11 protein-coding genes are annotated in these 11,177 nt (G+C 72.9%); all 11 read left to right on the plus strand.

Annotated elements, in window-relative coordinates:
* Nucleotides 1–136: 136 nt before the first annotated feature.
* The 11 genes from AB0D46_RS37760 to AB0D46_RS37810 all read left to right on the plus strand — a co-directional run bounded on the left by AB0D46_RS37760 (nucleotide 137) and on the right by AB0D46_RS37810 (nucleotide 11,055).
* Nucleotides 137–1,699: an MFS transporter gene (locus AB0D46_RS37760; protein ID WP_362884530.1), complete on the plus strand. Its 1,563-nt coding sequence runs from the start codon at nucleotides 137–139 to the stop codon at nucleotides 1,697–1,699.
* Nucleotides 1,615–2,157: an NAD(P)H-dependent oxidoreductase gene (locus AB0D46_RS37765; RefSeq protein ID WP_362884546.1), complete on the plus strand. Its 543-nt coding sequence runs from the start codon at nucleotides 1,615–1,617 to the stop codon at nucleotides 2,155–2,157. Before AB0D46_RS37760 ends, AB0D46_RS37765 begins: the two co-directional genes overlap by 85 nt.
* A gap of 98 nt (nucleotides 2,158–2,255) precedes the next feature.
* Nucleotides 2,256–2,618 (plus strand): acyl carrier protein, encoded by a 363-nt coding sequence (locus AB0D46_RS37770; protein ID WP_362884531.1) that lies wholly within the window; start codon nucleotides 2,256–2,258, stop codon nucleotides 2,616–2,618.
* Nucleotides 2,615–3,448 (plus strand): 4'-phosphopantetheinyl transferase superfamily protein, encoded by an 834-nt coding sequence (locus AB0D46_RS37775; protein WP_362884533.1) that lies wholly within the window; start codon nucleotides 2,615–2,617, stop codon nucleotides 3,446–3,448. Before AB0D46_RS37770 ends, AB0D46_RS37775 begins: the two co-directional genes overlap by 4 nt.
* Before the next feature lie 16 nt (nucleotides 3,449–3,464).
* Nucleotides 3,465–4,415 (plus strand): ACP S-malonyltransferase, encoded by a 951-nt coding sequence (locus AB0D46_RS37780; RefSeq protein ID WP_362884534.1) that lies wholly within the window; start codon nucleotides 3,465–3,467, stop codon nucleotides 4,413–4,415.
* A gap of 30 nt (nucleotides 4,416–4,445) precedes the next feature.
* The gene (locus tag AB0D46_RS37785; protein ID WP_362884536.1) at nucleotides 4,446–6,008 is read left to right on the plus strand and encodes an acyl-CoA carboxylase subunit beta; all 1,563 of its coding nucleotides are present in this window, start codon (nucleotides 4,446–4,448) and stop codon (nucleotides 6,006–6,008) included.
* Nucleotides 6,009–6,043: 35 nt separating this feature from the next.
* On the plus strand, nucleotides 6,044–6,280 hold the full coding sequence (locus AB0D46_RS37790) for an acyl-CoA carboxylase subunit epsilon (RefSeq protein WP_362884538.1): 237 nt from the start codon (nucleotides 6,044–6,046) through the stop codon (nucleotides 6,278–6,280).
* 95 nt (nucleotides 6,281–6,375) lie between these two features.
* Nucleotides 6,376–7,386 carry a dTDP-glucose 4,6-dehydratase gene (rfbB, locus tag AB0D46_RS37795; protein WP_362884540.1) on the plus strand — a complete coding sequence of 337 codons (1,011 nt, stop codon included), beginning with the start codon at nucleotides 6,376–6,378 and terminating at the stop codon, nucleotides 7,384–7,386.
* Nucleotides 7,383–8,687 carry a lipopolysaccharide biosynthesis protein RfbH gene (rfbH, locus tag AB0D46_RS37800; RefSeq protein ID WP_362884542.1) on the plus strand — a complete coding sequence of 435 codons (1,305 nt, stop codon included), beginning with the start codon at nucleotides 7,383–7,385 and terminating at the stop codon, nucleotides 8,685–8,687. Before rfbB ends, rfbH begins: the two co-directional genes overlap by 4 nt.
* A gap of 71 nt (nucleotides 8,688–8,758) precedes the next feature.
* Nucleotides 8,759–10,090 carry an NDP-hexose 2,3-dehydratase family protein gene (locus tag AB0D46_RS37805; protein WP_362884548.1) on the plus strand — a complete coding sequence of 444 codons (1,332 nt, stop codon included), beginning with the start codon at nucleotides 8,759–8,761 and terminating at the stop codon, nucleotides 10,088–10,090.
* Complete coding sequence (locus tag AB0D46_RS37810) at nucleotides 10,090–11,055, plus strand: Gfo/Idh/MocA family oxidoreductase (protein WP_362884544.1); 966 nt, start codon at nucleotides 10,090–10,092, stop codon at nucleotides 11,053–11,055. Before AB0D46_RS37805 ends, AB0D46_RS37810 begins: the two co-directional genes overlap by 1 nt.
* Nucleotides 11,056–11,177: the final 122 nt, after the last annotated feature.

The raw sequence follows: 11,177 nt of genomic DNA on the forward strand, positions 1-11,177 counted from the left end.
GGGACGCCCCGCCCCTGTGTGCGGGGTGGCGGCGCCGGGGACCCCTCCCCGGCGACCCGCCCCACCCCTCACTTCTCGTCCCTGCGGCACCTCTCGTCCCTCCTCACTTCTCCGTCCCTCCGAGCGAAACGCGTACATGGAGTCCTCGACGACAATCGCGCCCGGCGGCGGGCGGCCCCGCGCCCGGTGGGCGCTGGTGTCCGTACTGGCCGCGAACATGCTGGTCGACGCCCTGGAGGTGTCCGCGACCCTGGTGGCGTTGCCGTCCGTCGGCGCCGAGCTCGGCCTCTCCGCGACCGGCGCGCAGTGGCTCGTCACCGGATTCGCGGCCGGCTTCGCCGGGCTCCTGCCGGTGGGCGGCCGGCTCGTCGAACGGCTCGGCCGCCGCCCGGTGTACCTCGTCGCCCTGCTCGTCTTCGCCGTCGCCTCCCTCGCGGGCGCGTTCACGGACAGCGCCGCCCTGCTGACGGCGACCCGCGTGGTGAAGGGATGCTGCGTCGCACTGACCGCCCCCACCGGCCTCGCCATCATCGTGGCGGCCGTGCCCGAAGGCGCCGCCCGGCGCCGGGCGTTGTCGGTCTACTCCTTCTTCGGCGCCGCCGGGTTCTGCGCGGGGCTGCTGCTGTCGGGACTCCTCACGGAGGCCGGCTGGCGCTGGACGACAGCCTTTCCGGCGCCCGTCGCCCTGCTGCTGCTCGCCGCCGGCCTGCGGCTGATCCCGCACGGCACGCCCCGGGACGGTCCGACGGCGCGGCCGGGCACCCCCGCCCGGTTCGCGGTGGCGGGCGGGCTGGCTCTGACCGGCGCGGTCCTGCTCCTCGGGTACGGGCTCGCGCACCTGGCCGGTCCCGGGCGTGACCGGCCGGCGGCCGCCGCGGCGTTCGCCGTGGCCTTGCTGCTCGGCGCGTTCCTGCTGCGGGCCGAGCGCCGGGCGACGCGGCCGCTCGTACCCGTTGAACTCCTGCGTCACGCACCGCTGTTGAGGTCAGCGGTCGGAGCCGCCGCGCTGAACGGCTCGTACGTGGCGTTCCTGCTGATCGTCACCCTCCAGCTGCACGGCGCGGGCTGGACCCCCTGGCGGACGGCGCTCGCCCTGCTGCCCGCCGGCCTCCCGCTCGCCCTGACCGCCCTGCACTCCGGCCGGATGGTCGGCCGGCTGGGCCCGGCGCGGGCCGTCGCCGCGGGCGCGGCGGCCGCCCCCGTCGGCTACGCCCTCCAGCCGCGGACGGTGGACGCCGCCACCGGTTACGCCGACCTGCTGCCGGCGATGACCTTCGTCGGCGCCGCGTTCGTCCTGGCCTTCACCGCCCTGCACCTCCAGGCGACCGGCCGCGTACCGGCGCCGTTGCAGGGCGCGGCCGGAAGCCTTTACCAGACCTGCGTGCAGTTGGGCGCCGTCCTCACGGTCGCGCTCGCCGCCGCGCTGTACACGGCCGGACCGGGCTCCGCGCTCGGGCTGGTCACCGCCGTCGGAGCCGCGGGCGCCTGCGTCGCCCTCGGTGGGCTCGGCCGCCCGGCCCTGCCCCCCGACCCGCTCCCCGCACGGAGCCGCCAACGAAAGGAAACACCCCCATGTCCCGAGACCCCCTGCGCCTCGCCATCATCGTCAGCAGCGTGCGCGAAGGCCGCTTCGGACCCGTTCCCGCCGGCTGGTTCGCCGACGAGGCCCGCCGCCGCGCGGACCTCGACGTCGACGTGATCGACCTGGCGGAGCACGAGCTGCCCGCCGCCCTGTCGAGCACCCCTTCCCCGGAGGCCGTCGCGGCGCTCGCGACCGTCTCGCCGCGCCTCGAACAGGCCGACGCCTTCGTGGTCGTGACGCCGGAGTACAACCACAGCTTCCCGGCCTCCCTCAAACACCTCATCGACTGGCACTACACCCAGTGGCGCGCCAAGCCGGTCGGTTTCCTCTCCTACGGCGGCCTGGCCGGCGGCTTGCGCGCGGTGGAGCAACTGCGCCCGATCTTCGCCGAGTTGCACGCCGTCACCGTTCGCGACGCGATCAGCTTCCACTCCGCGTGGGAGCGGTTCGGCGAGGACGGTCTGCCCACGGACCCGCAGGGTCCGGCGAACGCCGCCAAGGTGCTCCTCGACCAGCTGGCCTGGTGGGGCACCGCCCTGCGCGAGGCCCGGCTGAAGGACCCGTACCAGGCCTGACCGCCGGCACCCCCGCCCCCTCGGCCCCGACCACGGGCGGACGGGGACGACACCTCCCCTTCCGCCCCGAACCGGAAAGCATCATGAACACACTTCACATGTCACAGACATACGAGACGGACACCGGCCTCGTCCACATGACCCGGCCCGACATGGCGGTACTGACCACGGCCGGACTGCGCGAACGCACCCGGATCCTGGAGCAGTACGTACGCGAGGAACTCGGTCGCATCCTCGGCATCGAACCCCACCTCGTCGACACCACCGGCCGTCCCATGGGCTGCCTCGGCATCGGCTCGATCTCGGGGATCGAACTCCAGTACCGGATGGAGGCGACGCTCGGCGTCGACGTGAACCTCCAGCGCCTGCTGCTCGCCAACAGCGCCCAGGAACTCATCGACTGCCTCGCGGGCCAGATCGGCCCGGACGCACACCTGCACGGGGCACCGGTGCCGGCATGACGATGACGACGCTCCTGCCCTCCGGCCGCCCGGTGGTGAACCACCAGGACCTCGCACCGCCCGAGTTCACCCTGTCCGCCGACCGCGTCGACCTGTGGCTCGTCCGCCGACCCATCGGCGCCGACGCCGAAGCCCTGGCCATGGACGAACTCGACGACCAGGAACGCGCGCGCACCGAGTCGTTCATGCGCAAGGCGGACGGCCTGCTCTACGCCGCCGCCCACATCGCCGTGCGCCGGCTCCTCGGGCGCTACACCGCCACCGCCCCCCAAGACGTGCGGTTCATGCGCGAGCCCTGCCCCGGCTGCGGCGAGGCCCACGGCCGGCCCGCCCTGTCACCGCCTCCGCCACCGCTGCACTACTCGCTCTCGCACAGCGGGGGAGTCGCCATGGTCGGCGTCGCCACCGTGCCCATCGGTGTCGACGTCGAGAAGCTCCCCGGCGCCGAGACCGTGGACATCTGCTCCCGCGCCCTGCACCCCGACGAGCAGAAGGAGATCGCCGAGACCGAGGCGGGCGAGGACCGTCGGCAGCTCTTCGGCCAGATCTGGACGCGCAAGGAAGCGTTCCTCAAGGGGCTCGGGACAGGGTTGAGCCGATCCCCCGCCCAGGACTACCTCGGCACCGACCACGAGCGTCACCCGGCCGGCTGGACCATGGCCGGCGTTCCCGCCGACGCCACCCATGCCGCCGCCGTCGCGGTGGCCGGACCGAGCCCGAAGGTGGTCGACGTCCGGTGGGTGCCCGACGCCTGGCTGTCCGTCGGGCACACCGCCTGCGGCGCCACCGCGTCGGAGCAAGGCCGTACGTCCCCCGCCAGTCGACCGTAGAAAAGGACGTGACCGGATGACCCGCACCGCCTTCGTCTTCCCGGGCCAGGGCTCCGAATGCGCCGGCATGGGCAGGGAACTGCTCGCCCTGCGGCCGGACCTCGCCGACACCTACTACCGCACCGCCGACGACCTCCTCGGCATCCCGCTGGCCCGGCTCTGCTGGGAGGGGTCCGCCAAGGACCTGGAGGACCCGGCGGTGGCCCAGCCGGCCGTCTTCCTGACGAGCCTGGCCGTACTGGAAGTGCTGCGCGGCGAGGGCCTGGCACCGGACGCGGTCGCCGGACACAGCCTGGGGGAGTACGCGGCGCTGGTGGCGGCGGGCGTCCTGGAGTGGACCGAGGCACTGTGGCTGGTCCGACTGCGCGGCGAACTCGTCGCGACCGTCGGGGACCGGATCGGCAGCGCCACCGCCGCGGTGATCGGCCTGCGCCGCACTGACCTGGTCCGCATGTGCGCCGAGGCCCGGGCCGCCACCGGCGAGGTCGTCGAGGTGGCCGGGGAGAACGAGCCGCGCCAGACGGTCGTCTCCGGGCAGGCCGAAGCGGTCGCGCACGTCGCCGCGGCGGCGGGCGCGGCCGGCGCCCGGGTGGCGCGGCTGCGCACCGGCGGCCCGTTCCACTCCAGCCTGCTGGGCGAGGCCGAGGCCGAGTTCACCGAGACGCTGATCGCCACCGAGTTCCGCGACCCGGCCGTCCCGCTGGTCTCCGGCGTCACCGGCGGATGGGTGACGACCGCCGCGGAGGCCGTCGTCGCCCTGCGCACCCAACTCACCAGCCCGGTCCGCTGGACCGGGGCCGTCGAGACGCTCGCCGCCTCGGGCACGGACCGGTTCGTGGAGGTGGGCCCCGGCCAGGTGTTGAGCGCCCTGGTGCGCCGCATCCTGCCGGGCGCCCACGTCCACACGACGCACACCGCGGACCGGCTCGCCCGGGCCGTGGGCGCGCTCACCGCCACCACCGTCTGACCGTCGACCCACAGAGAGGGTGGGAGAACCATGTCCAGAACGGACGACACGATCCGGTCCCGGATCGACGAGCTCAACGGGATCAAGGAGTCCGCACGGAGCGGGGACGAGAGCGCGACCGAGCGCCAGCACGCCAAGGGCAAGCTGACGGCCCACGAGCGCATCACGCTCCTCCTGGACAAGGGCTCCTTCACCGCGGTGGAGCCATTGCGCCGGCACCGGGCGACCGGTTTCGGGCTGGAGGCGAAGAGGCCGTACAGCGACGGTGTCGTCACCGGTTGGGGCACGGTCGACGGCCGCACGGTCTTCGTCTACGCCCACGACTTCCGTATCTTCGGCGGCGCGCTGGGCGAGGCCCACGCCGAGAAGATCCACAAGATCATGGACATGGCCGAGAAGGCCGGTGCCCCGCTGGTCTCGTTGAACGACGGCGCCGGCGCCCGCATCCAGGAGGGCGTCTCGGCGCTGGCCGGGTACGGCGGCATCTTCCGGCGCAACACCCGGGCCTCGGGCGTCATCCCGCAGATCAGCGTGATGCTCGGGCCCTGCGCGGGCGGCGCCGCCTACTCGCCGGCCCTCACGGACTTCGTGTTCATGGTCCGCGAGACCTCGCAGATGTTCATCACCGGCCCGGACGTGGTCAAGGCCGTGACCGGTGAGGAGATCACCCAGAACGGCCTCGGCGGAGCCGACGTCCACGCCGCCACCTCGGGCGTCGCGCACTTCGCGTACGACGACGAGGAGACCTGCATCGCCGAGGTCCGCTACCTCCTGGCGCTGCTGCCCTCCAACAACCGCGAGCTGGCACCCGTCGAACACTCCGGCGACCCGGCCGACCGGCCGAACGACGCCCTGCTCGACCTGGTTCCCGTCCAGTCGGGGCAGGCGTACGACATCCGCAAGGTCATCGAGGAGGTCGTCGACGACGGCGACCACTTCGAGGTGCACCCGGCCTGGGCGCCGAACCTCGTCTGCTCGCTGGCCCGGCTCGACGGGCACGTCGTCGGCGTCGTCGCCAACAACCCCGCCGCGATGGCCGGCGTCCTCGACATCGAGGCCTCCGAGAAGGGGGCGCGGTTCGTCCAGTTCTGCGACGCCTTCAACATCCCGCTCGTCACCCTCGTGGACGTGCCCGGCTTCCTGCCCGGCGTCGACCAGGAGCACAACGGCATCATCCGGCGCGGCGCCAAGCTGCTGTACGCCTACTGCAACGCCACCGTCCCGCGGATCTCCCTGGTCCTGCGCAAGGCGTACGGCGGCGCGTACATCGTCATGGACTCCCGTTCCATCGGCGCCGACCTGGCGCTGGCCTGGCCCACCAACGAGATCGCCGTGATGGGCGCCGAGGGCGCCGCCAACGTGGTCTTCCGCCGCGAGATCGCCGCCGCGGACGACCCCGACGCCGCCCGCGCGCAGCGCATCGCGGAGTACAAGGACCAGCTGATGCACCCGTACTACGCGGCGGAGCGCGGCCTCATCGACGACGTCATCGACCCGCGCGACACCCGGTCGGTACTGATCCGTTCTCTGGCCATGCTGCGCGCCAAGCACGCCGACCTGCCCGCGCGCAAGCACGGGAACCCGCCGCAGTGAGCGCGGCCGGTCCGACCCACCAGAAGGAGCGGTTCGTGGACGACCAGCAGCCGGAACACATGATCCGCGTGGTGAAGGGACGGCCCGACGCCGAGGAACTGGCGGCGCTGACCGCCGTCGTCCTCGCCCGGGCGGCGGCCCACGACGGCCAGTACGGCGGTACGACGGGCAGCGGGCCCACCCTGGCCGGCTGGCGCCGGCCCGAGCGGGTCCGCGGCTTCCTCGGCCCGCGCACCTGGCGCGACCACTCGAACGAGGCGCGATCCGCCTGACGGCGCCGCCCCCTCCCCCCTTTCCCACAAGGAGAAACGAACATGGCACACCTCGTCATCAAGGCCCTCGGACGGACGCGTTTCGAGGTGGCGCAGTGAGGCTCCTGGTCACCGGCGGGGCCGGGTTCATCGGCTCGCACTTCGTCCGGACCCTGCTCGCCGGTGGGTACGAGGGGCACGGCGACACCCGGATCACCGTCCTCGACAAGCTCACCTACGCCGGCAACCGGGACAACCTCCCGGCGGCGCACCCCCGGCTGGACTTCGTCCGCGGCGACATCTGCGACGAGGCACTGCTGCGCGAACTGCTGCCCGGCCACGACGCGATCGTCCACTTCGCGGCCGAGTCGCACGTCGACCGCTCCGTGCACTCCGCGGCCGAGTTCGTCCGCACCAACGTCGGTGGTACGCAGACCCTGCTCGACGCGGCGCTGGCCACCGGTGTGCGGCGCGTCGTGCACGTCTCCACCGACGAGGTCTACGGCTCCATAGCCGAGGGCGCCTGGACGGAGGAGTGGCCGCTGCTGCCCAACTCCCCGTACGCCGCGTCCAAGGCCTCCTCCGACCTGATCGCGCGCTCGTACTGGAAGACGCACGGCCTCGACGTGTCGATCACCCGCTGCTCGAACAACTACGGGCCGTACCAGCACCCCGAGAAGCTGATCCCGCTGTTCGTCACCAACCTGCTCGAAGGCCTCCAGGTCCCGCTGTACGGCGACGGCCGCAACATCCGCGAGTGGCTGCACGTCGACGACCACTGCCGGGCCATCGCCCTCGTCCTGGACCAGGGCCGCGCCGGGGAGGTCTACAACATCGGCGGCGGCAACGAGCAGACCAACCTGCACATCACCGAACGCCTCCTCGCGCTGTGCGGCACGGACGCCTCCGCGGTGCGCCGGGTCGCCGACCGCAAGGGACACGACCTGCGCTACGCGCTGGACGAGACGAAGATCCGCGAGGAGCTGGGGTACGCGCCGCGGGTCTCCTTCGAGCAGGGACTGGCCGACACCGTCGCGTGGTACCGCGACAACCCCGGCTGGTGGAAGGCCGTGAAACACCAGAGCGACGACTTCGGCCGACAGGGCCGGGAAGGAACCACGTCATGAACGTCCACAAGGGACTCATCCTCGACGAGACCGCCAAGTTCCATCAGGACGCGCAGGACCAGCGGCCCTTCGTCCCCGGCACCACCGAGATCTGGCCCGCCGGCGCGGTGCTGGACGAGCGCGATCGGGCGGCCCTGGTCGAGGCGGCCCTGGAGATGCGGATCGCGGCCGGGCCCAGCTCCCGCCGCTTCGAGTCGCGCTTCGCCCGGAAGATGGGGCACCGCAAGGCGCACCTGGCCAACTCCGGTTCCTCCGCGAACCTGCTGGCCATGACGGCCTTCACCTCGCACCTGCTGGAGGACCGCGCCCTCAAGCGGGGCGACGAGGTCATCACCGTCGCCGCGGGCTTCCCGACCACCGTGAACCCGATCATCCAGAACGGGCTCGTCCCCGTCTTCATCGACGTGGAACTCGGCACCTACAACACCACCGCCGAGCGGGTCGCGCAGGCCATCGGCCCCAAGACCCGCGCCATCATGATCGCGCACGCGCTCGGCAACCCCTTCGAGGTCGCCGAGATCGCGCAACTGGCGCAGGACCACGACCTGTACCTGATCGAGGACAACTGCGACGCCGTCGGCTCCACCTACGACGGGCAGCTGACCGGCACCTTCGGCGACATCACGACGGTGAGCTTCTACCCGGCCCACCACCTGACCATGGGCGAGGGCGGCTGCGTCCTGACCTCGAACCTGGCGCTGGCGCGGATCATCGAATCGCTGCGCGACTGGGGCCGGGACTGCTGGTGCGAGCCGGGCGAGACCAACAAGTGCCTCAAGCGCTTCAAGTACCAGATGGGCACCCTCCCCGAGGGCTACGACCACAAGTACATCTTCTCCCACGTCGGCTACAACCTGAAGGCCACCGACATCCAGGCGGCCCTCGGCCTGACCCAGCTCGACAAGCTCGACGACTTCTGCGACGCCCGCCGCCGCAACTGGCGCCGACTGCGGGACGGCCTCGACGGCGTACCGCACCTGATCCTCCCCGAGGCCACCCCGCGCAGCGACCCGAGCTGGTTCGGGTTCGCGATCACCGTGGACCCCGAGGCGCCCTACAGCCGGGCCGCCCTGGTCGACTTCCTGGAGGACCGCAAGATCGGCACGCGGCGCCTGTTCGCGGGCAACCTGACCCGCCACCCGGCCTACATCGGTCAGCCGCACCGCGTCGTCGGCGACCTCACCAACAGCGACATCATCACCGACCAGACGTTCTGGATCGGCGTGTACCCGGCGCTGACGGACGAGATGCTCGACTACGTCATCGCCTCCGTCAAGGAGTTCGTGGGGGGCCACGCGTGAGCGGCCCCACCACGCCGGCCACCGTCGCCCCGGCCCTGGTCTCCCGCGTGGACGAGGAGCTGCCGCTGCGGCTGGCCCGCTCGGCGGACACGGCCCGCGGCGCGGTGCCGCACACCGCGGACGTCCACACCTGGCTGGAGGAGCGCCGCCGGGCGCACCGCTTCCGGGTGGACCGGATCGCCTTCGCGGACCTGGACGGCTGGTCCTTCGACCCGGACACCGGCAACCTCGGCCACCGCAGCGGGAAGTTCTTCACCGTCGAGGGCCTGCGCGTCACCGCCGGCTCCGACGGCCACGAGCGCACGTGGCACCAGCCGATCATCCGCCAGCCCGAGGTCGGCATCCTCGGCATCCTGGTCAAGGAGTTCGACGGAGTCCCGCACTTCCTGATGCAGGCCAAGATGGAGCCCGGCAACCGCAACCTGCTCCAGCTGTCGCCGACCGTGCAGGCCACCCGCAGCAACTACACCAAGGCCCACAAGGGCGCCGACGTCCGCTACATCGAGTACTTCACGCAACCCGGCCGCGGCCGGGTCCTCGCCGACGTCCTCCAGTCCGAACACGGCTCCTGGTTCTACCGCAAGAGCAACCGCAACATGCTCGTCGAGGCGGTCGGCGACGTCCCCGAGCACGACGACTTCCGCTGGCTGACCCTCGGCGAGATCGGCGAGCTGCTGCGCCTGGACAACGTGGTCAACATGGACGCGCGCACCGTGCTGGCCTGCGCGCCCCTCCCGGACACCGGAGCCCTCGCCCTGCACTCGGACACCGCGCTGCGGTCCTGGTTCACCACCGAACGCACCCGCCACGACGTCAGCGCCCGGCGGATACCGCTCGCGGACGTCCGCGGCTGGAAGCACGGCGAGGACTCCATCGACCACGAGGAGGGACGCTACTTCGGCGTCGTCGCGGTCGGCGTCCAGGCCGGCAGCCGCGAGGTCTCGGGCTGGACGCAGCCGCTGTTCGAACCGACGGGCGTGGGCGTCACCGCCTTCCTGACCCGGCGGATCGCCGGCGTGCCCCACGTACTGGTCCACGCCCGCGTCGAGGGCGGGTTCGCCGACACCGTGGAACTCGGTCCGACGGTCCAGTACACCCCGGAGAACTACGCGCACCTGCCGCGCGAGGAGCGCCCGCCGTTCCTCGACCTGGTCCTCGGCGCCGACCCCGGGCGGATCCGCTACGAGGCCCTGCACTCCGAGGAGGGCGGCCGGTTCCTGAACGCGGAGAGCCGCTACCTCTTCCTCGACGTCGACGAGGACCAGGCCCCGCTCCAGGCCCCGCCGGGCTACCTGTGGGTCACCCCCGGGCAGCTCGCCGGGCTGCTGCGGCACAACCACTACGTCAACGTGCAGGCGCGCACCCTGCTCTCCTGCCTGACCTCGGGGGCGGTAACGCTCTGATGGATCCCGTCCGCATCGGCGTGATCGGCTGCGCCGACATCGCACGCCGCCGGATGCTGCCCGCCCTGCGGGCGGCGTCCGGCATCGAACTCGTCGCGGTCGCGGCCCGCGACGCGGCCCGGGCCCGCGAAACGGCCGCGGAGGCGGGCTGCGAGGCCGTCACCGGATACGGGGCGCTGCTGGCGCGCCCGGACATCGACGCCGTGTACGTCCCGCTCCCGGCGGCCCTGCACGCCGAGTGGGTGGAGGCGGCGCTGCGCGCGGGCAAGCACGTCCTCGCGGAGAAGCCGCTCACCACCGACCTCGCGACCACCCGTCGGTTGCTGGACCTGGCCGGGTCCGCCGCACTGGTGCTGCGGGAGAACGTGATGTTCGTCCACCACTCCCAGCACGCCGCCGTCCGGTCCCTCGTCAACGGCGGCGCGATCGGCGAACCCCGCTCGTTCCAGGCCGAGTTCACCATCCCCCGGCTCCCGGACACCGACATCCGCTACGACGCCGCCCTCGGTGGCGGCGCCCTGTGGGACACCGGCGTCTACCCGGTCCGGGCGGCCCTGCACTTCCTCGGGGACCGGCTGACCACCGAGGGCGCCGTCCTGGTCGGCGGCGTGCCCGGCCGGGCCGTCGACACGGCCGGCACGGCACTGCTGCGCACCCCCGACGGGGTCACCGCGCAGCTGTCGTTCGGACTCGACCACGGCTACCGCAGCGCCTACGAGATCACCGGCAGCCGGGGCCGCCTCACCGTCGACCGGGCCTTCACCCCGCCCGCCGCGCACCCGCCCACGATCCGCCTCGAACGCCCCACCGGGGTCGAGGAGATCGCTCTCGCCCCGGACGACCAGGTGCTCCGCTCCGTCGCCGCCTTCGTCACGGACATCCGCGTCGGGGCCCGACCGGAACCGGTCCTGCTGCGCCAGGCCGAACTGCTCGACGCCATCAGGCGGTGCGCGCGCGTCGTATGAGGCGCGCACCCCGCGGGGGGGGGGGGGGGGCGCGGGCGCCCCCCCCCCCCCCCCCCGGGGCGCCCCCCCCCGCCCCCCCCCCCGCGGAGCAACCCCACACAAAACAGCACCGCCGCCGCCGC

The sequence above is a fragment of the Streptomyces sp. NPDC048383 genome (genome assembly GCF_040651775.1).
Lineage (GTDB): Bacteria > Actinomycetota > Actinomycetes > Streptomycetales > Streptomycetaceae > Streptomyces.